This window comes from Novipirellula aureliae (assembly GCF_007860185.1).
GTDB lineage: Bacteria > Planctomycetota > Planctomycetia > Pirellulales > Pirellulaceae > Novipirellula_A > Novipirellula_A aureliae.
In genome coordinates this window covers 804,602-830,589 of the sequence record NZ_SJPY01000001.1, presented here as the reverse complement: position 1 = coordinate 830,589, position 25,988 = coordinate 804,602, and the positions used below count along the sequence as shown (strand labels likewise).

20 protein-coding genes are annotated in these 25,988 nt (G+C 53.3%); 9 read left to right on the top strand and 11 right to left on the bottom strand.

Annotation, left to right across the window (positions count from 1 at the left end; genetic code table 11):
* Window positions 1–48 precede the first annotated feature (48 nt).
* From Q31b_RS03140 to Q31b_RS03130, 3 genes are all read left to right on the top strand, one after another.
* Window positions 49–1,635, top strand: a complete 1,587-nt coding sequence (locus tag Q31b_RS03140) for an efflux RND transporter periplasmic adaptor subunit (RefSeq protein WP_231617265.1) — start codon at window positions 49–51, stop codon at window positions 1,633–1,635.
* Window positions 1,635–4,808 carry an efflux RND transporter permease subunit gene (locus tag Q31b_RS03135; RefSeq protein WP_146598176.1) on the top strand — a complete coding sequence of 1,058 codons (3,174 nt, stop codon included), beginning with the start codon at window positions 1,635–1,637 and terminating at the stop codon, window positions 4,806–4,808. Before Q31b_RS03140 ends, Q31b_RS03135 begins: the two co-directional genes overlap by 1 nt.
* Before the next feature lie 176 nt (window positions 4,809–4,984).
* On the top strand, window positions 4,985–5,473 hold the full coding sequence (locus Q31b_RS03130; RefSeq protein ID WP_146598175.1) for a hypothetical protein: 489 nt from the start codon (window positions 4,985–4,987) through the stop codon (window positions 5,471–5,473).
* Window positions 5,474–5,607: 134 nt separating this feature from the next.
* Here Q31b_RS03130 and Q31b_RS03125 read toward each other — a convergent pair whose 3' ends face one another.
* Window positions 5,608–6,795 (bottom strand): phosphoglycerate kinase, encoded by a 1,188-nt coding sequence (locus tag Q31b_RS03125; protein WP_146598174.1) that lies wholly within the window; start codon window positions 6,793–6,795, stop codon window positions 5,608–5,610.
* A gap of 311 nt (window positions 6,796–7,106) precedes the next feature.
* On the opposite strand from Q31b_RS03125, the gene Q31b_RS03120 reads away from it, so the two are divergent.
* The 3 genes from Q31b_RS03120 to Q31b_RS03110 all read left to right on the top strand — a co-directional run bounded on the left by Q31b_RS03120 (window position 7,107) and on the right by Q31b_RS03110 (window position 9,611).
* Window positions 7,107–8,045: a hypothetical protein gene (locus Q31b_RS03120; RefSeq protein ID WP_146598173.1), complete on the top strand. Its 939-nt coding sequence runs from the start codon at window positions 7,107–7,109 to the stop codon at window positions 8,043–8,045.
* A 938-nt stretch (window positions 8,046–8,983) separates the two neighbouring features.
* Window positions 8,984–9,226 (top strand): hypothetical protein, encoded by a 243-nt coding sequence (locus tag Q31b_RS03115; protein ID WP_146598172.1) that lies wholly within the window; start codon window positions 8,984–8,986, stop codon window positions 9,224–9,226.
* Window positions 9,227–9,230: 4 nt separating this feature from the next.
* On the top strand, window positions 9,231–9,611 hold the full coding sequence (locus Q31b_RS03110; RefSeq protein ID WP_146598171.1) for a helix-turn-helix transcriptional regulator: 381 nt from the start codon (window positions 9,231–9,233) through the stop codon (window positions 9,609–9,611).
* A 306-nt stretch (window positions 9,612–9,917) separates the two neighbouring features.
* Here Q31b_RS03110 and Q31b_RS03105 read toward each other — a convergent pair whose 3' ends face one another.
* From Q31b_RS03105 to Q31b_RS03095, 3 genes are all read right to left on the bottom strand, one after another.
* The gene (locus tag Q31b_RS03105) at window positions 9,918–11,492 is read right to left on the bottom strand and encodes a hypothetical protein (RefSeq protein WP_146598170.1); all 1,575 of its coding nucleotides are present in this window, start codon (window positions 11,490–11,492) and stop codon (window positions 9,918–9,920) included.
* A gap of 272 nt (window positions 11,493–11,764) precedes the next feature.
* Window positions 11,765–13,516: a Y-family DNA polymerase gene (locus Q31b_RS03100; RefSeq protein WP_146598169.1), complete on the bottom strand. Its 1,752-nt coding sequence runs from the start codon at window positions 13,514–13,516 to the stop codon at window positions 11,765–11,767.
* Window positions 13,422–14,453, bottom strand: coding sequence for an ImuA family protein (locus Q31b_RS03095; RefSeq protein ID WP_197170822.1), 1,032 nt, complete (start codon window positions 14,451–14,453; stop codon window positions 13,422–13,424). Before Q31b_RS03095 ends, Q31b_RS03100 begins: the two co-directional genes overlap by 95 nt.
* Window positions 14,454–14,583: 130 nt before the next feature.
* On the opposite strand from Q31b_RS03095, the gene Q31b_RS03090 reads away from it, so the two are divergent.
* Window positions 14,584–14,904, top strand: a complete 321-nt coding sequence (locus tag Q31b_RS03090; RefSeq protein WP_146598167.1) for a lipopolysaccharide assembly protein LapA domain-containing protein — start codon at window positions 14,584–14,586, stop codon at window positions 14,902–14,904.
* A gap of 47 nt (window positions 14,905–14,951) precedes the next feature.
* On the opposite strand, the gene Q31b_RS03085 is transcribed toward Q31b_RS03090, so the two are convergent.
* The 3 genes from Q31b_RS03085 to Q31b_RS03075 all read right to left on the bottom strand — a co-directional run bounded on the left by Q31b_RS03085 (window position 14,952) and on the right by Q31b_RS03075 (window position 16,415).
* The gene (locus Q31b_RS03085) at window positions 14,952–15,197 is read right to left on the bottom strand and encodes a hypothetical protein (RefSeq protein ID WP_146598166.1); all 246 of its coding nucleotides are present in this window, start codon (window positions 15,195–15,197) and stop codon (window positions 14,952–14,954) included.
* A gap of 189 nt (window positions 15,198–15,386) precedes the next feature.
* Window positions 15,387–15,704 carry a cupin domain-containing protein gene (locus Q31b_RS03080; RefSeq protein ID WP_146598165.1) on the bottom strand — a complete coding sequence of 106 codons (318 nt, stop codon included), beginning with the start codon at window positions 15,702–15,704 and terminating at the stop codon, window positions 15,387–15,389.
* 237 nt (window positions 15,705–15,941) lie between these two features.
* Window positions 15,942–16,415 (bottom strand): hypothetical protein, encoded by a 474-nt coding sequence (locus Q31b_RS03075; RefSeq protein WP_231617264.1) that lies wholly within the window; start codon window positions 16,413–16,415, stop codon window positions 15,942–15,944.
* Window positions 16,416–16,546: 131 nt separating this feature from the next.
* Here Q31b_RS03075 and Q31b_RS03070 point away from each other — a divergent pair, with 131 nt between their 5' ends.
* Entirely contained in the window at window positions 16,547–17,242 is a 696-nt protein-coding gene (locus tag Q31b_RS03070) for a DsbA family protein (protein WP_197170818.1), read from the top strand.
* A 4-nt stretch (window positions 17,243–17,246) separates the two neighbouring features.
* On the opposite strand, the gene Q31b_RS03065 is transcribed toward Q31b_RS03070, so the two are convergent.
* Entirely contained in the window at window positions 17,247–20,759 is a 3,513-nt protein-coding gene (locus tag Q31b_RS03065) for a hypothetical protein (RefSeq protein ID WP_146598162.1), read from the bottom strand.
* Between the two features lie 235 nt (window positions 20,760–20,994).
* Complete coding sequence (ribA, locus tag Q31b_RS03060; protein WP_146598161.1) at window positions 20,995–22,206, bottom strand: GTP cyclohydrolase II; 1,212 nt, start codon at window positions 22,204–22,206, stop codon at window positions 20,995–20,997.
* Between the two features lie 286 nt (window positions 22,207–22,492).
* On the opposite strand from ribA, the gene Q31b_RS03055 reads away from it, so the two are divergent.
* On the top strand, window positions 22,493–23,422 hold the full coding sequence (locus tag Q31b_RS03055; RefSeq protein ID WP_146598160.1) for an alpha/beta hydrolase: 930 nt from the start codon (window positions 22,493–22,495) through the stop codon (window positions 23,420–23,422).
* Here the strand turns inward: Q31b_RS03055 and trpC are convergent.
* Both trpC and purH read right to left on the bottom strand, forming a co-directional pair.
* Window positions 23,408–24,187: an indole-3-glycerol phosphate synthase TrpC gene (trpC, locus tag Q31b_RS03050; protein WP_146598159.1), complete on the bottom strand. Its 780-nt coding sequence runs from the start codon at window positions 24,185–24,187 to the stop codon at window positions 23,408–23,410. The genes Q31b_RS03055 and trpC overlap by 15 nt on opposite strands.
* On the bottom strand, window positions 24,187–25,707 hold the full coding sequence (gene purH, locus Q31b_RS03045) for a bifunctional phosphoribosylaminoimidazolecarboxamide formyltransferase/IMP cyclohydrolase (RefSeq protein ID WP_231617335.1): 1,521 nt from the start codon (window positions 25,705–25,707) through the stop codon (window positions 24,187–24,189). Before purH ends, trpC begins: the two co-directional genes overlap by 1 nt.
* Window positions 25,708–25,988: the final 281 nt, after the last annotated feature.

Here is a 25,988-nt window from a genome sequence, read left to right as displayed (position 1 = left end):
ACGGACCTACTAATGACTTTTGTCCGCCTCGGAGAGACGGACCTACTAATGACTTTTGTCCGCCTCGGTGAGACGGACCTACTATTCACTAACAATAAGTTGTCTTGGATGCGTCGTACATTTCCAAAACTGTCCTCACCGATGCTGTGTTTCCTCGGCGGATTGACACTCGTGATTGTTGCAGCGCTTACCTACATGCTCTGGTGGCCGCCTTTGTCGAATTGGGTGGATGCGACTTTGACGTCGCAGGCCAGCGATGGTGTGGATGAGCCTCCGCATGATCCTGCGACTACCGCGGCGACTTCGGCTGACTCGCCATCCCTCATCCTAACACCCCAAGCGATCAAGAATCTGGGTTTGACTGGCGAGTACTTGCGAGGCATGAAGCTTTCGACCTACCGACGTTCGATCACGGTTCCGGCGGTGATCGTACCCAAACCAGGCCGCTCGCAAGTGGTCATTTCATCACCGCTCAACGGAGTCGTGACTCATGTGCACGCGGTGACCGGGCAAGCAGTGATGCCAGGTGAATTGTTGATGGAAGTCCGTTTAACTTATGAAGAGCTGGTCGATCGGCAAACCGAATATCTGAAGACGCTAAGTGAGCTAGAGGTTGAAATGCGTGAGATCAATCGGCTCGAAGACGCGACTCGCACAGGTGCGGTCTCGGGTAAATCGCTTCTCGAACGTCGCTACGCCAAAGACAAACTCGAAGCCGTTCTGCGTTCCCAGCGTGAAGCACTTCGCATGCATGGATTGTCCGACCGACAGGTGGAGCAAATCGGAACGACGGGAAGACTGCTGCAAAAACTGCAAGTCGTTGCACCCGATATTGATCGGCATGACCACGACGAAGACGGAGAGTTGGAGCTACGCTTAAGTCAAGTGGTCGCTTGGCCCGCTTCCTATGCACTCTCGCAAAACGATGCAGCGAATTTACCATCTTCGATCGATTCAAGCGGCAGCCCCAACCACTCTGATCACGAACATCGCCCGTTGGTGGTCGAGGACTTAAGGGTTCATAAGGGGCAAGCGGTTGTCGAGGGAGACAAACTATGTTCGCTGTCGGACTACAGCCAATTGTATATCGAAGGCCGTGCCTTTGAGAACGACATGACCGCGATCAACGAAGCAATCTCACAAGGTTGGTCGATCAACGCCATCTTTAGTGGTGCTCGTGGCACCGAAATTGTCCGCGACCTGAAATTGGCTTTTGTCGCTAACGGAATTGACCCTATTTCAAGAACCTTGTCCGTCTTTGTCGAGTTACCCAATGAGGTCATTCGTGACGACACGACCGCAGAAGGCATTCGCTATCTCGATTGGAAATACCGTTTGGGGCAGCGGCTTGAATTACAAGTTCCGGTTGAAGAATGGCAAAACCAAATGGTGGTCCCCGTTGATGCGATTGTCCGCGACGGTGCCGATTGGTTCGTATTCAAGCAAAATGGGAAGCAATTCGAGCGAGTCGCGGTCCACCTTCTCCACCGCGATCAAAACGATGCGGTCATTGCCAATGACGGTGCCCTCTTTCCAGGTGACGTGATTGCCATGCGTTCCGCCCACCAGATGCAGATGGCCATCAAGAATCAATCCGGCGGTGCCGTTGACCCACACGCAGGACATAACCACTGATGTTGGATTCCGTTATTCGTTTTGCGCTTCGTCAACGTATGCTGGTCATGGCGACTGCTTTGTTCCTTGTCGTCTATGGTGCATGGCAGACGGTGGTGATGCCGATCGATGTCTTTCCCGACCTCAATCGGCCTCGCGTGGTCATCATGACCGAGGCACCGGGAATGGCTCCCGAAGAGGTCGAGTCGCTGATTACGTTTCCTATCGAAACGGCGATGAATGGAGCCAATGGCGTCGAGGCGGTCCGAAGTTCGTCTGGCGTAGGCATGTCGATCATCTATGTCGAGTTCGCGTATGGAACCGACGTCTATACCGATCGGCAAATTGTTGCCGAACGGATGCAGATGGTCCAAGATCGATTACCTCAAGGCATCCTCCCGCAATTGGCACCGATCTCTTCGATCATGGGCCAAGTTTTGATGCTCGGCATGTGGAATGAGAATCCAGAAGTTGACACGATGCAACTTCGTACAACGGCGGACTGGGTTGTCCGTCAACGTTTACTTACGATCCCGGGGGTTTCGCAAGTCTTCACGATGGGTGGCGAGCGAAAACAGTTCCAAGTGTTGGTGGATCCTGATGCAATGCTGCGTTTTGGCGTGACGCTTGCCGAGATCGAACGGGCTGTAGCGGGCAGCAATGTCAACGGCACCGGTGGTTACTTAGACGACCAAGGTGGCAGCGAATTGCTCGTCCGATCACTCGGTCGCATTCAATCGATCGAGCAACTGCAGAAAGTAGCGGTAAAAATTCGAAACCGTCGTCCGGTCTTACTTTCACAGGTCGCATCCGTCGTCGAAGGGGCTCAAGTCAAGCGTGGCGATAGCTCGGCATTTGTCCGCATCGAATCTGACACCTCCGACCAACCATCTTCGCTTCAGCGCTGGTCCGGCGGTCCCGCGGTGGTGTTAACGATCAACAAACAGCCGGGGGCTGATACGCGATCGGTAACTCGCGAAGTGCTGCGGGCAATTGAAGAACTCGGGCCAACGCTTCCCAACGGGACACATTTATCGACCGTTTATTCGCAAAAGGCGTTTATCGACCGAGCCATCGAAAACGTTGTCGAGGCACTTCGTGATGGTGGGATCTTAGTCGTCGTCGTTCTCTTCTTGTTTTTATTGAACATGCGAACGACCTTCATTACGTTGACTGCCATTCCGCTTTCGCTAATGATGACATCGATTGTGTTTGCGGTGTTTGGTCTGTCGATCAATACGATGACCCTTGGCGGGATCGCGGTCGCAATGGGCGAGTTGGTGGATGATGCGATTGTCGATGTTGAAAACATCTTTCGCAGGTTAAAAGAAAACCGTGCGTCTGAAAATCCGCGATCCCCTTTGCTGGTGGTATTCAACGCTAGCGTTGAAGTGCGGCGTTCGATCGTGTTTGGGACCATGATTGTGATTCTCGTTTTCATTCCGCTGTTCGCTCTCGGCGGCATGGAAGGAAGGCTGTTCGCCCCCTTGGGGATCGCCTACATCGTCTCGATCTTGTCATCGTTGCTGGTCTCTTTGACCGTAACGCCTGTTTTATCGTATTGGCTGCTAGGTCGAAGCAAAGATGGAAAAGAGGAACGCGATGGACTTTTGCTTCGCACGCTCAAGGGCATTGCTGACCGAGTGATCCGCTTCAGCTTGAAATTCCCGTTGGTCAACCTGTCGGTCACTATCCTGGTGGTTTTTATCGCTGCGATTTTTGTTTCTCGATTAGACCGGGATTTCTTACCGCCGTTCAACGAGGGGACGATTCAGTTAAATGTTGTCCTACCGCCCGGGACGTCACTGGCGGCATCGAATGAGATCGGGCGGACCGTCGAAAATTCGCTGAAACAGATTGACGATGTTCAACGTTTTGCGCGGCGTACCGGGCGAGCGGAATTGGACGAACACGCCGAGGGTGTCCACATGTCCGAAATACTGATCGAAATGGACCCCCATTCGCCAAGAACTCGCGAGCAACAGCTGGACGAAATTCGCGATGCGATGCAGGACATCCCGGGCATCGTTACCGCTGTCGAACAACCGATCGCCCACTTGATCTCACACATGTTGTCGGGCGTTAAGGCGCAGGTTGGAATAAAGATTTATGGAGACGATCTCGATCTGCTCCGCCAGAAAGCGGAAATGGTCAAGGCGGAAATGGAAACCGTCCCCGGTGTTGCCGACGCCTTGGTAGAACCGCAAGTTGTCATTCCACAACTGCGTATCGAACTGAATCGAGACCGGTTACTCGAGTACGGTTTGACGTCAAGTGATGTGAATACCTATATCGAAACGGCGATGAATGGCAAAGTCGTTTCCGAGGTTCTCGACGGGATGCGAACATTCGATTTGATGATCCGCATGCAGGAAGGCTACCGTGAAAACATCGAAGAACTGAAGCGGTTGACCGTGCAAACGCCCGAAGGCGGAATGGTTCCGCTGTCGAGCCTTGCGAAAATCTATGAGTCGGGTGGCCCGAACGTGATCAATCGCGAAAACGTACGGCGGCGTGTGGTGATCCAGTGCAACGTGTCGGATCGAGGTGTCGTGGATGTGGTGAATGACATTCAAAAACAAATCGCTCCAGTGGTCGCTTCGCTACCCACTGGATACTTTGTCGAATATGGCGGCCAGTTTCAAAGCCAGAAATCGGCAAGCCGCATTATTGCAGGCTTGTTTGTGCTGGCTATGCTCGGCGTCTTTATGGTGCTGCATACGCTGTTCCATAGCGTCAATTTGGCATTGCAGGTCATGGCCGCCTTGCCGATGGCATTCATCGGTGCTGTGGCTGCGTTGGTGTTAACGGGCCAAACGCTAACGATTGCTGCCATGGTCGGGTTTATCTCCCTAGCAGGTATTGCGTCACGCAACGGAATTTTGCTCTTGCAGCATTACTTGCATTTGGTCGAACACGAGGGCGAACAGTTTACGCCCACAATGATTGTTCGCGCCGGGCGAGAACGGTTGGCACCCGTTTTGATGACGGCGTTGACGTCCGGCATTGCCCTCCTACCCTTGGTTCTTTCATCGGGGGAAGCTGGAAAGGAGATCCTTTATCCGATTGCAACCGTCATTCTCGGCGGTTTGATTAGCTCAACCTTGTTGGACTTTTTCGTTCATCCCGCTCTGTTTTGGCTGTTCGGAGTCGAATCGGCCAAACGAGTGGTCGAGGAATCAAAAGCAGATTAGGCTTCCTGTCTGAGTTTGATCGGCCTAAGTTACGTAAACATTTCGATGGTCCCCAGGCTAGAAGCCTGGGCTACGCTCACTAAACCCTTGCTCCTTGAATAAAATTCGATGGTCCCCAGGCTAGAAGCCTGGGCTACGCTCACTAAACCCTTGCTCCTTGAATCAAAGAGTTAACGATGAAAAATTTGATTGCTGTAGTGATTTGTACCGCCCTCGTTGCAACAACCGGTTGCCAACCACCCGAATCGGACGTGGCACCGGGACCTCTTAGCGAAGCAGACCATGATCATGACCACGATCATCCATCTCACGGTCCCAATGGTGGAACGCTCATTGAACTTGGGGACGAAGAGTATCATGCCGAATTGGTACACGATGATGTATCGGTCACGATCTATCTTCTCGACTCGGCTGCGGCCGAGCCGGTACGAATCGCGGAGCAAGAATTGGTGATCAACGTGTTACACGATGGAGCACCTGAGCAATTCAAGCTGCTGGCGAATCCCGACGCAGGTGATACAGATGGAAAATCTTCGCGTTTCACCATCGAAGACGATCATTTGGCCAGCCACATGGACGATGACGCCGCGGCACCAAAGTTGAGCGTGACCATTGATGGAACGCCATATAGCGGTGAAATAAGCCATCACGACCACGAGCATTAACCTTGTTCCCAGGCTCCCGCCTGGGGACACGATATTGGGAGGTTCCCCGCCTCCTGAGATAGCCGCACGGCAGGCGCGGGCCTGCGAAGCATCCGTTACAAGGCAGGAGCCTTGTAACGAGATTTGCGTCGGTACTACGCTTCGTCGAGCAGATCGACGGCGGCGAATGCCTTGCCTTCCAGCATCGCCAAACTCGCTCCGCCACCGGTACTGACGTGACTCACAGAATCCGCAAAGCCAAGTTGATCGACGGCTGCGGCACTGTCACCACCGCCGATGATGCTTGTCGAATCGCTATCGGCGACGGCTTGGGCGACCGCTTTGGTGCCTTCGTCAAACGGAGGCATTTCGAAAACGCCCATCGGTCCGTTCCAAACGATTGTCTTTGCGTTCTTCAACAAGTCCGCAAATTTTTTGGCCGTTTTCGGACCGATGTCCAAACCTTGCCAGCCATCGGGAATCTCGCCGTCGGCGACCACTTGCTTGTTGCAATCGGCACGGAACGCATCGCCGCAGTGCGTGTCGACCGGCAGCATCAATTTGTCACCGCCCTTTTCGATGAGTTCTTTCGCTAGTTCCACCTTGTCGGCTTCGACCAAGCTATCACCGACCTTGCCACCTTTGGCCAACGAGAAAGTATAAGCCATTGCGCCACCGATCATCACGGTGTCACAAATACCAAGCAGATTGTTGATGACGTTGATTTTGTCGCTCACTTTTGCACCGCCCAAAATGGCGACAAACGGACGCGAGGCGTTGCTGATCGCGTCGCTTAGGTAGGCGATTTCCTTGGCAACCAAGTGACCCACAACGCGAGGTTTTCCAGCCATCGCTTCGGGTACGGCGACCATTGACGCATCCTTGCGGTGGCAAGTACCGAAGGCGTCGTTGCAATAAACGTCGGCCATCGCAGCCAACTTGCTGGCAAAATCTCCGTCACCCTTCTTTTCACCAGCGTTGAAGCGTAGGTTTTCGAGTACCAAAACGTCGCCATCGCTCATGGAAGCCGCTTTCTTGGTCGCATCGTCACCGACGGTATCGGTTGCAAATGCGACCGGTTTGCCAAGCAGTTCTGACAAACGCTTCGCAGTCGGTGCAAGCGAGAACTTCGAATCGTCGCCTTCCCCCTTGGGACGGCCCAAATGGCTCATCAAAATCACCCGCCCACCGCGATCGATCACACTTTTGATACTCGGCATTGCCATGCGAATGCGTCGATCGTCGCTGATCGATTGGTCATCTTCAAGCGGAACGTTAAAGTCGACTCGCATGAGGACGGTTTTGCCAGCAACTTCTACTTGATCGATTGTTTTTTTTGCCATCTTTTTACTCGCGTTTTGTGCATTCCCAAGCTGCTTGAAAACAACTTGGATTGTGGGGAATTCGGTCAACCGAACGATTATCGACAATCCAAGCACGATGTCGAGACCGGGCATTCCAATAGGGAGGGGGGCATTGATCCGATGACGACCCGCACAGTTTTCCTCAACTTTACCTTCGCCAAAGACCGAAACATAACGTTAAGCACTGCAACCGGTAAGTTCGCCGGAGGCATCTTGAGCCGTGGTAAGGTGGACCGCGGTCAATTCATAGTGGGGGACGGCTGGTGCCAAGCGGATCGATAAGGCAACTTGTGCGCGATAGCTGCCGCTATACGCCCCTACCGGAGAACGGCTCACCGCTCGATGGCGTCAGACGCTATCGGCGGCTGCGAGCGATAACCGTGATCGCTATCCTCGGCTTCGCTTTCCAAGGCATCGCCGCGACCAACGCTCGCGCTGAGGGCTTGCTCAGCCGACTTTCTGGGGTGGGCCAAACCGATGATTCTCAAACCGGATCCGCGTCGGCCGAGCGGCGTGCTCAGGTGATTGCTAGTTTGCCGATGCACCGTTTGACCGCGTCGGCCCAAAAACGGATCATGTCGATTGTCAATTCGCCGACGATTTATCGGCAATTGCCAACCCAAGCGATCGCCTGCGATCGTGACCTGTTTTTGTTTGTCACCCGTAACCCTGAAGTCCTGGTCGGCATGTGGGACGTGATGGGGGTCACGCAAGTGGAGACGACGCGGACGGGGCCCTACCAAATCGATGCGTCGGATGGCAGCGGTACCACCTGTCAAATGGATTTGGTTTACGGCGATCGGAATCTACATATCTTCGTCGCCGATGGCTATTACGATGGCAAAATGGTTGCCAAGCCGATCCAAGGCAGTGGCGTTTTCGTGTTTCGCAGTACCTACGCGAAATCGGCAGATGACAACACGACCGTTACCGGTACCCTCGATTGCTTTGTTCAATTCGACAGTCTTGGGGCTGACCTTATCGCCCGTGGCTTGAGCGGATTTATCGGTCGATCGGCAGATGCTAACTTTATTGAAACCGCCCGCTTTTTAAGTCAGATCTCCGAAGCATCAAAGCGGAATCCGCATTCGATGATCGATTTGGCTCAGCGGTTGCCGCAAGTGTCGCCTGAAACGCGTAAACAATTCGTCGAAGTGATCATCGCGATCAACCGCCGGGACATGCAATCAATTAGCGACGCCCGGACGGCATCCACCCGGACCGAGTGAAACCATTGCTGACACGCTCGCCATTGCCGCTCGGCGGGGATTGGAACAGTGACTTGGTGTGGCGTCCTCGAATCCGTTCAAGTTCGAGTTTGGACGGTTCACGGGTGTTCCGATTTTTTGACAAACGAATTTACCACCAAGAACAGGCGGAACGGAGGCAGACCACTAGCCCGGATTATTCATGGGCTTGCAAATTGTTTTGCTAACGTCTACGCCTTCAAGCGTTTACGTTCATTGCTCGAAAAACAGTCTAGGTACTAGCCGTTTTGGCGTTAGCGGCCTGTCGATTTAATCGGTTTGGCTCGACTGATTGTTTAACGCCAAGCCATAGGCGACCGCTTATGGAAAAGCTGACGCCTTCGGCTAAGCGTTAAACGATTAAATCGACTTATCGTTTAACGCCAAGCCGTAGGCGACCGCTTACGGAAAAGCTGACGCCTTCGGCTAAGCGTTAAACGATTAAATCGACAGCCCGCTATCGCCAAAACGGCTAATGAATCATCCGGGCTAGAATCGTTCGTCACTGACAAAGCTGGATCGTAAGGCGGCATCGCCACAACCAAAAGTGTCCAGGTCTTCCAGCACCGTTAATAAAGCGTTGGAGCTGGAAGCCACAGCCGCATAAAAACATCATTCGTGATGATCACTAATACAAAGACCCTGCAGGCACGCCAATTTATTCAAGGAAAAGTATCGGTTTTCAGAAAACTCATGGGATTTGCCAAGAATCAGCCTTACTTGTTCTAAACCCAATAAAAAGTCGTTTGCTGCCATCCACAATACAGATGCTAGGAGTTTTGAGGAGCAACTCGCGTTGCTACCGGTTCACTTTATCGATGGCACCAAATGGTACAAAATTGTATCTTTCCAAACAGCGTAAGCTGCCTTTCGATGCACCTCGTGGTCTATTTAAAGGCAACGGATGCAGGAGTGAATAGATGCCGTTTTACAAATTCTTTTTGACTCCTGATCGCCATGAAAAGCTTGAACTCAACGGTGTTGACCCCGACAATTTTGAAGAGATTGTCTGTAATCCTGATCGTAAGGCGACGAGTTGCAACCGTGGTCGTCCGTTGGCGTTTGGGTGTGATAATCGTGGCGAGGAGATTGTTTGCGTTTATGAATTGGGAGCCGATGGATTGACGGTTTATCCGATTACCGCTTATTACCCAGAGGGCTAATGCCGTGCTTCCATTTGAATTAACGGTGGAGCAGAAACGTCAAATTGAAGAGGCCAAAGCGAAAGGCGATCGTCGGATTGTTTTAGACCTAACGCCTGAACAACGCAAACTTGACAAGTGTTACGTTGACGAGATCGAGGCTCAAGTCCGAGAGGAGTTGGGACATCCAAAGCGTCCGTCGAGTGAAGTGTCCCGTTCACTTCGCGCAGCTCGCTTAGCGGCGGGGATGAGCTTGGCTGAAGTTGCTGAGCGAGCGGGGATGACGAAGCAGGCCGTACGACGGATCGAATCGGGGGTAAATTCAAACCCGAAAATTGATACGTTGTTGAGGATTGCAAAAGCGGTAGGTAAGTCGATTAAGATTGAATTGGTTGATGCTGCCTAACTCACTCCGCTTCGCGGATCAATGAAGAAGCAAAGCGGAGCAATTTCGATCTAATGGCAAAGAGGTAGGCTACACCGAGCCGTCCGATAAAGAGCAGCGCAGCATGAAGCATTTTCGGGCACCTGATGCTTTGTCATTCATTCCTCTGCCAAACGTTTTGCCGGACCCTCGTCCCTGTTTCTCGAGATGCACGGTCGTGGCAATGTCAAGCGGAAAACGAAAAAGGACGGCATCCAAGATTTGGATACCGCCCTTCTCGTTAGTGGAGAGATCACTTACTCGGTCAAGCTTGACCGAGTGCTGCGTCTAGCATCCGCAGCCAGTGCTGACGGCTTGGCCACATCCGCCGCTGCACCCACTGCCGACTGCTTGGCCGCATCCGCTGCTGACAGGAACTTCAACGGTTTGTGGGACCATGATGGTCTTGCAAACTTGAACTTCTTTTTCAACTTGGACAGGAACGCACACGGTGTACGTTTCGGTCTTCGTTTCAGGAACTTGATCCACAACCGTAACGGTGTAAGAAACTTCTTCTTGAACTTGGTCGCACTCGGTAACGGTGTACTCACGAGTCTTTTGCACAGGAACCATCTTCGTAACGGTGCGTTGACGTGTTTCCGTCGTCATGGTTGTTTGAGGAACCATGCGAGTGCGAGTTTCAGCAACCATTTTGCAAACTTGTTGCGTGCGTTTTCGTTGCTCGGTCGTGTAGCTCGTGCGGTTTTCCGTACGGGTTCGCTCTTCGCTGCGAGTCTTCGTTACTTGGTACTCTTGAGTACGTTGCTCTTGACGGCATCGTTGCACAGGAACTTGACGCGTTCGTGTTTCTTGACGAGTCTTCGTCACTTCGTAGCTGCGAGTACGCGTTTCGGTACGGCATTTTTGCACAGGCACCATACGTGTGCGTGTTTCGTTGCGAGTCTTGGTCACTTCGTACGTGTAAGGCTGCTCCACTTGCTCGGTCGTGTAAGTCGTGTAAGGAACTTGTTCGCAAACAACGTTTGGAACCCAAACTCGCTTTGAAACGGTTTGCGAGCAACCACAACCGCTGTTGCAACCGCCGCCACAGCTAGATGCTTGGACTTCTTCGGTAACGCATTGATACGATCCCATGTCTTTCGATACCGTGCGGTACTGAGTCACGGGAACGCGTTGGCAAACGGTCTTTGTACCGGTCATCGTCTCGGTGTAAGGAACCGAGACTTGGTAGCTTTGCTCAACTTCCTCGGTGTAAGGAACGTTCACGCTGTACTCTTGCGTCTTCGTTTCGGTGTAAGGCACACAAACGGTGTAGCTTTGCTCAACCATCTCGGTGTAAGGCACGTTGACGGTAAAGGTACGAGTAGCCGTTTCGGTGTACGGAACGCAAACCGTGTAAGGAACTTCGACCTGAGTCGTCACAGGAACTTGAACCGTGTAAGGGACTTCGATCGACTCGGTGCGTGGCACGTTGACGGTGTATTCCTGAGCGACTTGCGTCGTTACAGGAACCTGAACGGTGTAGTCCTGCGTTTCTTGTTGGGCAACCATTTCGGTGTAGGTCTGAGTCTTGGTGACTTGGCGAGGCACACTCTTGGTAACGGTGCGGGTGCGAGTTTCTTGCCGAGGGACACTCTTCATCACGGTAACTTCCCGTGTGCGAGTTTCTTGTTGCATTTTGGTTACGGTGACCATTTGGGTCTCCATTACCTGTTGCGGAACCATGATGGTCTTGGTTGTGGTTTGTGGGGCACATCCACCACATCCACTTGACTCGACCACGGGGTTACCCGCAACCATAACGGATGACTGGGTGGCGCCGCAGTCACATTGTGCAAACGCAGTTGTGCCGCTGATCGTGGCGACAAACGCGAGTGCAAAGCTGAAGAACGACTTTTTCATTGGGTGTTCCATTGAAAGGAGAGAAATAGAGAAATTGTAAACTTGATAGCACAGCCTGTTTGGCTCGGAACCATTTTTCTGGGTGGATTCCGCTGCTTAGTACAAGACGCTACTTCGAGGACAAGAAACCGCAGTGATATGCCCGCATATTCTTGCTAAATAGTAAGTTTTATGGTGCCATCTCGTGCGTCCACCATTATGTTCAGTACAGATGCAACCGTTTGGACGATTTTTGATCAAGATGTTTGGTGGCGATTGCGGCGTGCGCCGCCTTAAGTAAATTGCCCGTGTAACATCCACGTGCTCTTTTGTGAGCCCGATTTGCTCTCCGAAAAATCTCGATAGATCCACCACCATCGACCCTCCGACGTCTCGACTCGGTAGTAGTCACGACGAATCGATGGACCATTCCACCACTGCGTTTCGATTCGCTCTGGTCCCCAACAGCGGGTGATTCGGTGTGTTTGCCCACGCAAACGAAATGCCTCTGGAACGTCACCCAGGTTTAGCGAATTGCCATCAGCGGGCTGCAAAGTCATCGGTTGGCTCAGTACCGTTAGCGGGCGCCGCATCGCATCGGCGTGAGACGGTAAATGGTTTGCCGTTCGAGCCTTTGACTCGCCGCCCGTGTTCGTCTTTGCCGGTCGAATGGTGCGACTGGGGCGCATTTTACGGTTTGCACGGTTCTGGTTTCCTGTCATGATCGTCAGTTTGTAGGAATTCTCGGGTAAAGAATCCTTCGTCGCTTCGACGCTCCATACCGTGTCTCGCCCCAAGCGACCGCTAAGAGAATCGACGAAACGCGATAGCGAAGAACCTCCAAAAGCGAGTGATGATGATGATGCTTGTGTAGTGACGTCACTCGCAAACAATTCAGATTGCGAATGGCGAAGTGGTGCGGTCAATGGAACATCCATTTTGATTTTGACCACATCGTGCCGGATGGAGAGCGTTTCAAAACGAGTGCTGATCAGCGAAAGTAGATGTTTTTTTTCTTGGCTCGGTGCGAACAGACCAATCGTCATCGTAATAGGCGACTGCGGCGTTAGGCTTAGGTGGCATCGCAAACGAAGTGCTCCATGACGACGCTGCACCAAACCTTCGCAAATTCGGTCAATCAATCGCTCGACCCGGTCGAGTAATATATCGCGGTCTCGGGTTGGATACTCAAGTTCATCACGGAAGCTTAGGATCGGTTGTGGATGATGGACGATGATCGGTTCATCAAGCTGTCCAAGTATTTGGCTGATTCGGTTCACCAGCGGTTTGCCCAACCGTGTTGCCAAACCATCACGCGGCAGTTTGAGCAATTGGTCGATTCGTTCAACGCCAAGTCGATGCAATGTTTCGACGACCGAGGTTTCAAGTCGAAGCGACTCGACAGGTAAAGTTTCGATCGAAGAAACAAGATTGTCATCATCGGTCATTTCGACCGCTTGCTTCCCGAAATGGGCCAATGCCCAGGCGGCGGCTCCATTTGGGGCAATCGCCAATCTCGCATGCAGCGGTATCGGATGGGCGTCCGCCAAGTGTTTCACCACTGCGGCAACCATTCTTTGCTCATCTCCAAACAAATGGGCGACACCTGAAATATCGCAGAGCAACGATTCGGCTTGATGGCGTGGAAAACCAGCCCAAGCTTTTTCTCCAAGCGATTCGACTGCCACCTTGGGGCAAAACGATGCTTGAATTTGTTCAGCCAATCGCTCGAGCGATTGATGATCCGCCTGCCGATCATGAGGCAGGACATGAAGCTCTTCTTTCCCAACCTCCGGTGAATGCGAAAGCAATTGATTCGCTCGGATCAAGGGCATTCCTATTCGCACTCCGAGCATCGATGCGGCATCGCAACATGCCACCACCACGCGGCTTCGCCGAGCGTTTTCACTCCACAACACCGTAATCGATTGAGACCGAGACGAATCGGAATCAGGCGCGGCGTTTTCGGTCTGGACTTGTTCGAGTTGACGATGGCTTTGGATGGGCCAATTGGGAAGCCAAATGCACAGCAGTCGTTTTGTCATGGGAATCTTTCTTCGCAGCGTCTCTCGTTTGCGGATGAGCAATCGATTGCAGCCGAGCAGAATCGTCAATTTGGACCCAAACACGTTTACCTCGGCTGTGCCCGCGTCCGCGATCGAGGGTCACTTCGAGCGGCGTGCCCAAACGAGACGAGCAGGATGCGTCGGCTTTTCGCTGAGGGGCGGATTCCGCTGCAATGCGTTTGACGTGCAGCCGAGCGTCGGCGAAATTTGCTTGGCCGCGTGCGGAAGCAGGACGAACGAGTAGGCCCGTCGTGCAGCCTTCTTCGGCGGCGAGTTGAAAACGACGCGCATCACAGTCATTGAGCCTTGATCGGACAATCGACCAAACCGCGGCGACCGCTTCACAGCGAAGCGCTTGATCGATCGCCCAAACGCAATCACGATGGCAATGGGGACGCACCAAAATCATCCGGTCAGCCGGGATGCCGAGCGAAATCGCTGCGGGTGGAAAGAAAGAATGATTGGTATCGACGATCACGATTGGCCCCATCAAACGGTCGAGACGCAAACAATTCGCAGCGACAGCCATCGATAACGCTGCCGCACCACTGCTGTCGCTATCCGCAATCCACTCGGTCACCGCATCGGCTCGCAATCCACCTTGCAACAATTCTTGGTCGATCGCGAAGCAACCGGTCGGTAGTGACATCCGTGTCTTGGTCGAGGATGCTGTCACGCAGCGAGCTTTCTGACGCAGTCGGTCTAAGATCGATTTCCGATCCGTTTCTGCATTCGACAACTCGGCAGGCGAAGCAGGTTTTGAAACCGAGATGGCAGGAGTTTGCTTCTCCGTTTTCTGTTGCGGGGGCAGCGTTGCCGGTTTGACCGTCTGCATTTTCGCCGTCCGCGTTCCGGTCACCGAGGGGACCGATGGAGTCGCGAATTCCATAAATGCAAAAGTTTGCTGGGTGGTCACGAGAGAAAACATCCCTGATAATTCGAGCGACGACAAACGATAAAACAGACGCCGTTATGCTATCATTCGTTAGCATGAATGACCAGCATTTTTGCTGGCAAATGTTTTTTTGAAAGAGGAGAAGCGTGGGATGATGCAGAAAATACGTTGGTTTTTTTTGATTTTGGCAGTGATCGTAGCTTTGGCGATCGCGCTTCAAAATAACGAACCGACCACAATCCAGCTGTTTTTCTTCAGTCAGCAGCTTTCTCTCTCTTTGCTAATCCTGCTGTCCCTCGGTATCGGCTTTCTGCTCGGATCGATCATGACCTATTTGATGCTGAGGTCACGAAAAAAGGCAAAAGCGAGAGCGGAAGCCCAAAAAGTGGCCGCCCGAAAGGCCGCGTCGCAGAAGGCCGCCTCGCAGAAGGCGACCAAACCACTCGATGCGGTTGACGAACTGACCCAGTAGAGGTTGGAGTCCAGCCTTTAGGCGATTCCACTCGCCTCGTAGATCGGCTAAAGCCTGGAATCCAACGTGGTCCGCCTCGCCTTTTCGGCTCGCTCGGCTCGGCGGCGGGCAACCATGTCGTATCGCATCAAGACCAAGCGAGCCAAATCGCCCATGTGATTGAGTCCCTGCTTCGGCTCTTCGAAAGTCGCTGTCGTTTTCGGCTGCTCATTTCGAACGGCGACCGTTGGGGTGAAAGCGACGGTCGGGGCGGTGATCGAAGTCGCTGCGTCAAAAAGCATCAATTGGGTCATCGAACATATTTCCGTGCGAAGAAGGTCGTCGTTTGTGTGCTCTGAAAAAGCCCACGTGAGTGCCAATCACTCAACTACGACCATTGTTCGCGACCCCTGTGACAAGTCTGGTCACACCTGCGAAAAGAAATTTGGAATTTTTTTTGGCGTTAAGAAACTTAACCGCAGAGTGCTATAAATAATCGGGAGCTATTTCCCCTTCAATAGCAACAGCAACATTCGAGTCGGCACTTTGGCAGAAATACTATGTGGCAAATTCGCTTCCATATGGACAAATGTGTTTGCCCCTGATGTCAACGTTTGCTCTCCGAGGGTGATTTCGGCTTCTCCGTCGAGGAACTGCAAAATGGCAGGCACTGCAGCGGTATGTTCCGAAAGTTCTTGGCCTGCAGCGAAACCAAACAAAATCACTTTCAGTCGCTCGTCCTGGTAAAGCGTTTTGCTAATCGTGCCGTCTGCGGGAATATCCACTTCCGTTGCAAGATCGAGAAAGGTCGTCGCATTCATAATCGGTTTCCTTGTGGTTGAAAAACATGAGGGTTGTCGCACAGCTATCGAGCGTCATTCGTGCCAAACCTACACAGACGGGTGCAGAAGGTCAATCTGTAGCTCGATGAAGATCAAAAGGTGAAAATGATCGAAGATCTTTCTGTGGTTCGTCTTTCGCGTCTAATCGAGATGGAAATCGCCTGTAGCCTGAGCAATCGGAGGCGAACGCATAACGATTTTGATCTCTACGCACCCTCATTCCACCCGCTCGTCGAAAATACGCTGGTTTCGGAAGTCGAATAGAAGCAGTGTTCCATCTGTCTCCTTCGAATCCAGAAAACCCGAACGGTTCGTTTGAAAAAAGGACGTCATTCGAACCGACGCGAGGAACGAGTGGTTCATAAGTGTCGGATGTGCAATGTGTGGCACAGGCTTCCAGCCTGTGATTTGGCGATCACTGGCTTCCAGCCTGTGATTTGGCAATTGCAGGCTTCCAGCCTGCGGTTTGGCGATCACTGGCTTCCAGCCTGCGGTTTGGCGATCACTGGCTTCCAGCCTGTGGTTTGGCGATTGCAGGCTGGAAGCCTGTGGTTTGGCGATCACAGGCTGGAAGCCTGTGCCACTTTTTTTTTCTACGCGTTTGGAATTCGCTATGAGGCCGACTCGACCGCTATGTGAGGACATCAGATGAATTGTTTTTAAAACGGACATATATTTCACAGTCGTCACAATAAACTGTGACCTATAATTGGTGGTACGCAATCTGCAGTCGGGTGAAAGCCACATTCTGACGTCTTTAAAACTCGACGACTTACATGCACAACATATCGTCCCGAACCATTCATCACGCTGGAGTCCCGATGATTACATCCAAATGGCCTCGTACCGATTTCCGTAATTTTGGGCTTTGCATTGCGGCCCTTTGCTTCTTGTTAGGCCCAGCCAACGTGATGTTTGCTGAAGACAACGCTGCCCAGAAATCGCCTCGAAAGGCGGTCGTATTGAGCAATGTCAAGCTTGATACATCAGCCTGGCCAATGATAGGCAATCCCGATGCAGAGAAAGTCTTTGTTGAACTATTCGACTACACTTGCTCGCATTGCCGAGAAACCCATCAATCGATTAAGGGTGCGAAAATGACGTATGGTGATCGCTTGGCTGTGCTGAGTTTGCCAGTACCGATGGATGGAAAATGCAACCCAACGGTGTCGTCGACCAGAGCGGCCAGTTCCGAAGCGTGCGATTTAGCGAAGTTGTCGATCGCTGTGTGGGCCGTCGATCGGGCTGCCTTTAGTGGCTTCCATGATTTCCTTTTTGAATCGAGACCAACCTACAACCAAGCGCTCCAACGCGCCTTTACGATCGTTGATCGTGATGAGCTCAATGCCATGCTTGCAAGTTCCATCCCGACCGAATTCATCAATAAGCATGTTCAGCTGTACCAGCGAGCTGGTTCGGGGACAATTCCCAAGCTAATGTTTCCGAGAACGACGATCGTCGGTGCGGTTCATTCGACCAACGAACTCAATTCATTGATTGAACGCCATTGTTTTTGACGCCCTACGGCGTTTTTCGACCAATTGCCCTTCGAAATGATTCGAAGGCGTCTCGGTAGGCGGCAGGCGGTGGCGTGCGATTGCCCGAATCTTTGATCCCACCAAGGGTATCCGCGTTCTCTTGCCTGCGGTTGGTTGTCTGCGTGGGTGGGCGAAGCCCCAGGCTTTCGAGTGCTTCTTGTAAGTCTCGCTGTCTATCGGAATCCGCCGCTTGCGACGGCGCCATTTCGCGGGCGTCTTTCCAGCGATCTGCAAACTGCTTCAAGTCTTGCTCGCTCCATTTCAGATCCTCTAGCAACTCTTGATCGGGAGCTTCACGGGTTTCATCGAGGTAGTCGAGAACCATGTCAGTCGCCTTTTTGGCGTACTCCAAATCAATGGGATCGGGTGCAGGTGGCGGTTCACTAAGCGTGGAATTCTCGCCCAGCTCCGTGCCTGTTCCATTACCGCTGCTCCCTTGCGAGGAGGAAGATCGATCGGTGGGCGGCGGAGTTTGATCGGAATTTGGTGGTGAAGAAGCGGAGTTTTCGCTCGGTGAGCCTTCGCTATCACCACCTTTCGCTTCCGTTCCCTCGTTGCTCTCATTCCTGTTTTCGCCCGAATCACTGTCTGCGCCTTCGCTATTGTTTTGTGTCCCTTCGCCTTCTTGCCCCTGTCCTTCTTGGCCCTGTCCTTCTTGGCCCTGTCCTTCTTGCCCCTGTCCCTCTTGCCCCTGTCCTTCTTGATTGGAACCGTCTTGGTTTCCGTCCTCGCTGCCCGCTTCGTGATCTTGGCTGTCTTTTCTTTCAGAATCGGTGGCAGAGGCGCCCTCGTCGCCTGCCTCACCGCTACCCTGACTCTGTTCATTTTCCGTCCACGTCGAACCATCCGAATCCGATTGCTGGTCTGACGTTCCGTTTTCAGTTTCGCCATTTGGTTGGTTGACGCCAGAACCATCGTTTGACGATTCACCCGATTTGCCATCTTGTTGATCGCTGAGCGGTTCTTGGTTGGATTGGTTGTCGCCTCGACGACCTTCGTCGTTCTGTTGCGATTGACTTCCTTGATTTGCCGCGTTTTGATCTCCCGACGGACCAGCGGTTGAATTTTGTTGTTGATCCTCTTGCGTTTGTGGTTCACCCGCAGACCCGTTTTGCTCGGCCTGCCTCTTCTTGTTCAGATAGTCGCGTATTCGTTCAAATGCTTCGCCATCATGTTTGGGTGGTTCTTTCGATTGCGAGTCTTCGGCAGAAGAGGACGCGTCGCCTTGAAGATTTTCATTTGAGCCTTGCTGCCCATCTCCCATCGGTTGTGGCTCTCCACCTTGCTGCTCACCGCCCTGTTGCTCACCACCTTGCTGCTCACCACCTTGCTGCTCTCCACCCTGTTGCTCTCCACCTTGCTGCTCACCGCCTTGTTGCTCACCACCTTGTTGCTCACCACCCTGTTGCTCTCCACCCTGTTGCTCTCCACCTTGCTGCTCCCCACCTTGCTGCTCACCACCTTGCTGTTCACCGCCTTGCTGCTCACCACCTTGCTGCTCTCCGCCTTGTTGCTCTCCACCTTGCTGCTCACCACCTTGCTGCTCTCCGCCTTGTTGCTCTCCGCTTTCTTGTTTTCCACCTTGTTGCGGTTGGTCGTTCTGCTGCTGATCTCCTTGGCTTTGGCCACTACCTTGCCCACCACCTTCATGTTCGCCGCTCTTTTGTTTGGTCGCTTCATCGCCACCACTTCCTCCCGAACCGCCACTCTGCGTGCCAGCTTCTTGCTGCTTCGAATCATTTCGATTGGATGCGGGTTCGTCATCCGTTGCGGACATTCCATCGTTTCCCTGAGGATCGTCATCGAGCGGTTCACTTTGAGTAATCCGTAAAACGATTTCTCCCGTACGGGTAACGTTGGGTTCAACCAACGGATCGTGTCGGTCACTTCGGTTGTCGGTTGCAATCGCAGTAATCTCAACGGAATCGCCTTCTCGCAAGAAATGCTCGAGAGGACGGAAGCGATACTCTGCGACCTGGTTCCCTTTTGCTCCTGTCGTGTCTTCCCAGAGAACCGGCCGCGAGACGACGTCGATCCCGCGTCGGACTTCCAACTCGATTTGGCTCAATCCAAAATCGGCATCGGCGGCGTGGACTTCGATCACTTGCTGAGCATCGATCGGAAGGTCTTTCGGGGTTTGCTGAGGCATCACAATCGTGATTTCGGGTGCCAAGTCAGCGATCACGTCGATCGGATAGATGATCGGATCAGGATTGGTTTGTCCGGATTCATCCCGAACGACGATACGGTATTGTTCCAATTGCACTGCTGCGGATCGACCTTTGACATGTCGCAGTGGAAACGATACCGTCGCCAATGTTCCGGCATCGTCAAGCTTCATCTCGGTCACACCGGCGGTCGCTTGCACAATATTACCGAGCGGTTTTGGGTTGAATTGGACCACTGCTCGCTCGACCGCTCGGTTGGTACGGACACGTAGAGTGACGCGTGTTCCATCGAGTCCGCGGATAATGGGACTGGTCAGCGAATGGGGGGCCTTCCCGACGTAGCTTGGCGGTTCATAGTAGACCGACTCGATCGCGACGACCGGCACATCGTCGATTGACAATCGAAACGGTCCTGCTAGATCATCGCCCGCGGCGATCACGTATTCAATGTCGCTACTCGAAGCGTGTCCGATACTCGAAAAATCGAGAGGCAACTCCGCGACAAAGCGGTCTGTATCGGCATTGAGAAGCAGCTGAATCTCTCGCGATTGCTGGCCTACTCGGTATCGGCACCAGGCGTTTTGATCGTCAGAAAGTCCAGTAACCCTTGCAGAGATGGCGACGTTTCGTCCGGCCATGACCTCGGCGTCACCAGGTTGAACATCCGTGATAGCCACTCGTTTCGCTGGAGCAATCGAGGCGGCTGGCATGACAAGTCGGCTAGCCGATTGCAGCGTACTCTTGGGCGATACGACGGCATAGACAAGGAACAACGCTAGGGTCGCCGCGGTGGCCAACCACCACACAATCGTCCCTGTCGCTTCGCTCGGCAATCGATCGTTTTGTTTTAGTCGGCCAGCCGCGTGGGCACCAACCGACCGGACGATTTTACCGCGAAGCCCCGCATCGCTTCGTTGGTCCCGCAGCATGACATAGCTGGTCAGTTCTTGTCGCATTTCAGGCGTATCGCGTTCGAGCGACCGCGCGGCGTATTCGGGGCAAATGGTCCCGCTAAGAACCGGGATGATCCGCGAGAAAATCATCCAACCCATCCAAACCAACCAAGCGCCGAACCAGCCAACTCGTAGCAAGATTCCAGGCGAATAGATCCATTGATCGATGACGACAAATAGCAACACACCGACGAGAGCACCGAGCAATGTCTTTAAACCAACCCGCGTCAGCTCCGCCCACCAAAGTGCATTCTGCGCCTCGGCAATCCGCGACTCCACCAATTCCGAAATCGCATCGAATGACGGACTCGGATTGGTGGCCGATTTTTCACGACGGGCGGGCGACGGCGATGGGGCTGTGGTGGATGGCGGCATGAGAGTCTCTTCTACCCCTTGTGACTTCATTCTAATTCGAACTGACGAAATAGCTAATCTCCACTCTACCCTGCCTCAACGCAGGTGACTGCTGAAGTGATAGCACTCATTTCAGCCTCGGTGGGGCTCTGCGTTTTTGTAGCGAAACTCGCCAAGCGTTTCGGCAACGGTCAACCAAACGTCCGAAAGCCGAAAATCTTGGTGACTTTCGCTACGGCTGAAGCCGCATCCGCTACTACCGGATCGGCAGTTTGTGGCCCATCTTTTCTCGCTTCGTGTCGAGATAGCGTTTGTTAAATTCATTGACGTCCGGAATGATCGGCACTTGATCGACGACGCGAAGGTCGAATCCGCGTAGGTTGAACGCTTCGGTTTTCTTGGGATTGTTGGTTAGCAACCGGATTTCGTGCAGTCCGAGATCTTTCAACACTTGCAGCCCAATACCATAGTCTCGCATATCGGCTTTGAACCCAAGTGCATGATTGGCTTCGACGGTATCGAGTCCTTTATCTTGAAGCGCATAGGCACGCATCTTTTGCACGAGCCCGATTCCGCGTCCTTCCTGGGGCAGATAGACCAATGCGCCGCGACCCTCTTTACTGATCATATCCAAAGCGATGTGCAATTGGTCACCACAATCGCAGCGAAGTGAACCGATCAAATCACCGGTGAAACAACTGCTATGCATTCGCACCAGTGGTGGCGGTCCTGGGGCGGTCAGATCGCCGTACGTTAATGCGATTGGCGTTTGGTTTTCATACTGGACCGCATAACAAATGACCTGGAAACCGCCGTACATTGTTGGCACGGTTGCTTCGGCAGCTCGGCTGATCAGCTTTTCGCTGACTCGGCGGTGAGCGATCAATTGTTCGATACTGATAATTTTCAAGTTGTGTTTTTTGGCGATCTCAGAAAGCCCGTCGCGTGAAGCTCGGTCGCCAGACTCGTCGAGGATTTCGCAAACGACGCCAGCAGGCTTCAGTCCAGCCATGCGGGCCAAATCGACCGCTGCTTCGGTGTGACCAGCACGACGCAGCACACCTCCTTCTTTGGCAAGGAGCGGGTACACGTGTCCAGGGCGAACGAAATCGTCTGCGGAACAATCGTCCGCAATCATCTTCAAAATGGTCTCGCTCTTTTCAGGTGCCGTGATGCCGGTTTTTGCCGTTCGAATATCGATGGGCGTCATAAACGCGGTTTTGAGCGGTGCGTCATTGTTGGGCACCATCGCGGATAAATCCAACCGTTTGCAATCTTCGGGCAAAATGGGGACACACAGTTGGCCACGACCTGAAAGCATGAAATTGACGTTCTCGGGTGTCGCCTTTTCTGCGGCACACACGAAATCACCCTCATTTTCACGGTCTTCAGCATCGACGACGATGATGACTTCGCCCCGGCGAATCGCCTCGACGGCTTCAGGTACGGAACTCAGCTCGGTTGGCATACGGAAACTTTTCAGAAAAATACGACATGACAGACTCTCGACAAGGTTCCTATTATACGTCCAGGAGGCAATATCTCCCACCTCCCCTGTTTACGATCTTTTCCATTCCACGGTATTGGATCTTGCTAAAGATCCTGAAGCATTTTCCCGTTAAACCGCGTGCCGAGCACAGCAAATCGCTTGAGACCTTGCCCACCCGGTAACTTGCCCACGCGGTAACTTGCCCACGCGGTAAACCGTCAAGTCGAGGCGATCACCTAAAAAGCCTAATAAACAAAAAAGCTCAATGACTCTTCAAAACAACCTGTTGCGGCCCAGCCTGACACCCACGGTTTTCCTGCTCGTTTCAGCACTCGTTGGCTCGAGCACGGCGTTCGTCCAGGCCGAAGGTCCGTCGTCGCTCCATTCGTTTCTTAACGAGCGATACAGTGACAGCGAGGGCCGCGCTGGTTTGTGCGATGTTTATACCCCGCAGGGCGACCCACCCAAAAATGGCTTTGCAACGGTGATCGTCATTCACGGAGGTGCCTGGATGAGCGGCAGCAAGTGGGTGATCCAAAGCTATTCGCGTTTTTTGGCTCAGCACGGTTATGCCGCCGTCACGATCAATTACCGGCTTGCTCCCGAGTACCCTTTTCCCACTCAGGTGGACGACGTACGGCAAGCGGCTCTTTGGGTGAAGCAAAACTCCGGACGCTTCCACTTTGACGTCGATCGTTTGGGGTTATTTGGCTATTCCGCCGGAGGGCATTTGTCGCTGATGGTTTCATCGCTTCAAGATGAATCGGCTGCAGCGAAATTGGCGAGCAGCCATTGGCCCGCCGACGATTCGCGTTGGGGACAACTACCAACCTTTCGTGCGGCTTGTGTTGGCGGGCCGCCATGTGACTTCCGTGATTTGCCACTCGACAATACCACCTTGGCATTCTTCTTTGGAGGATCCCGTCGCGAAAAACCAAGTGCCTATGAAGCCGCCTCGCCAATCGCATACGTTTCAAAAGACGATCCCCCCGTCCACATCATCCATGGTGAATCGGACCTGTTGGTGCCGATTCAAACCAGTGTTGCGTTTCGTGAAGCGATGCAGAAGGCGGGCGCCAGCTGCGGATTGACTCGTTTACCCGACCAAGGCCATGCAATGGCTTTTCTGAATCCAAAAACCCGTGAAGAGATGCGAGCGTTCTTCGACCGAACGTTGACACTACCCACCAAGTAGCGTCTTGGTTGCCAAGCGAATATCGGGTTGCCGCATCAGCGATTCACCGACCAAGATCGCTTTAATACCCGCTTCCCCGAGTCGCAGCACATCGGCATGAGTACGAATGCCACTTTCGCCGACCAGCAAACGATTCTTCGGCACGCGTTTTCTCATCCGAATTGCATGCTCTAAATCGGTATGAAACGTCTTTAAGTCGCGGTTGTTGATCCCCACCAACCGCGTCTCGGTTGCCAAGACGGCCTCCAGGTTACCAGGCTCAAACAACTCGATCAGAGTTTGTAGCCCCAATTCGAGTGCCTGACCATGAAGCTCCATTAATTCGCTGGCGGTCAAGCATTCCGCGATCAACAGCACACAGTCGGCGCCCGCTTCACGAGCTTGCAGCAATTGGTAGCGGTCGATAATAAAATCCTTTCTCAGCAGCGGCACATCGACTTCGCGGCGGATCGCTTTTAGATACTCGAGCGAACCTTGAAAGAAGGCTTCGTCGGTCAAAACGCTGATGCAGGCGGCTCCTGATTCCGCGTAACACCTTGCGATCTCGACTGGATCAAAATCGCTGCGGATCAATCCTGCCGAGGGGCTCGCACGTTTCACTTCGGCAATCAGTTGAACCTGGTTTCCGGCTGCCAACGCAGCATGGAAATCGCGACAAGGCGGCAACCTTTGGATCGCCGCTTCCAATTCTTGGCTACTTCGCTTCGCTTGATCGCGGCAAATCGCTTGCCGCGTTTCCACGAGAATCTTATCGAGAATGGTCATCAATGTTTGAAGTGTCGCCGTCCGGTCAGGATCAAGGGAATGTCATGTTCGTTGCAAGCGGCGATCACCTCGTTATCACGGCGAGAGCCGCCCGGTTGGACGATCGCGATGACGCCTGCTTCCGCAGCCGCTTCGATCGAATCGGGGAACGGGAAAAATGCATCCGAAGCCAGAACGGAACCTTTCGCACGATCGCCCGCTTTTTCAATCGCGATTTCGACACTATCGACACGGCTCATTTGACCCGCTCCGACACCGATAAGCGCCGCTTCTCTAGCCAACACAATCGCGTTGCTCTTGACGTGACGTACCATTTCCCAAGCGAATGAGATGTCGTCCCAAAGTTCATCGTCGACCTGGCAGTCGGTGGCCGTTTTCCACTGCAACGGGGAACTGGACATCCGGTCAGCGTCCTGGGCGAGCATCCCGCCGCTGATAAATCGCCGCTGGATCGTTGCACCAAGCGTGTCGAGACGGCCGACTTGCATCAGCCGAACGTTATCCTTCCATCGTGGACGGGTGGTCAACAAGCCAACCGCGCTCGCTTCGAAATCGGGAGCAACAATCGCTTCAATGAATAAGCCTGGCTCACAGAGAAGTTCGGCTGTCTCGACGTCGACCGTTCGATTGAAACCCAAAACGGAACCAAACGCACTTAAGGGGTCGCCTGCCAACGCTTTGCGGCATGCAATGCTGAGCTTCGCCCCGGTTGCGGCACCGCAGGGGTTGTTGTGTTTCATCACCGAAACCGCTGGCTCGGCAAACCCACGCACAATTTCCAAGGCGGCGTCGAGGTCCAAATAGTTGTTGTAAGACAATTCCTTGCCGCTGATTTGACGAGCGGAAACCAGGTTGGCACCTTTGACCGAGGGATCGCTGTACAGCGCAGCCCGTTGGTGTGGATTTTCGCCGTAACGCAGATGAGCCTTACGCTTAAGCGTCAGGTGCATCGACGTGGGGAAGTCGCCTGACATCGAATCGCCGCGCATGTAGTCGGCGATCGCTCGATCGTAACAGGCGGTATGCTCGAACGCTTCCGCCGCCAAGGTTTGCCGTGTTTTCAGGCTCGTGCCGTCGTTTTCGTGCAGTTCGGCGAGCACCCTGCTGTACTGCTCCGAACTTGTAATGATGGCGACATCACGGTGATTCTTCGCCGCAGCCCGCACCAAACTTGGACCACCGATATCGATTTGCTCGACGCATTCCTCGCGACTGACACCGCTACGGGCCGCGGTCGCTTCGAACGGGTAGAGGTTGACGACGACCATATCGAAAGAAATCATGCCATGCTTTTCCATGCTGGCAACGTGGTCCTCGCGGTCTCGAATCCCAAGAATTCCGCCGAATACTTTGGGGTGCAGCGTCTTGACCCGTCCATCCATCATTTCAGGGAAACCGGTGTAGTCGGCGACGTCATGAACTTCGACGCCCGACTCCTCGAGATGCTTTCGCGTCCCACCCGTGCTGTAAAGGGCAACGCCCATTTCTTGCAGCGAGTGGGCGAAATCGGCAAGGCCCATTTTGTCACTTACGCTAATCAGAGCATTTTTTACGGAAACAGTATCTGACACGATCGCCAAAGCCATAGTTGAGGGAGGAAACGGAACAAAATATTCACAATATTTTCAGCCCGATAACTTCCCACCAAGCGAGATTTTGGTCAACCGGTCTCAAGTCGCCTAAGCTTCCAGCTTGCGGGACTAAAATGTTATGCTCTCCGCTGGGGCGGGTTGGTAGGCCCGCCCCTACCCAAGCAGGCATGCATTTGTTCGACCTCCCCCAAGCTTCGCTCGGGAGAGGT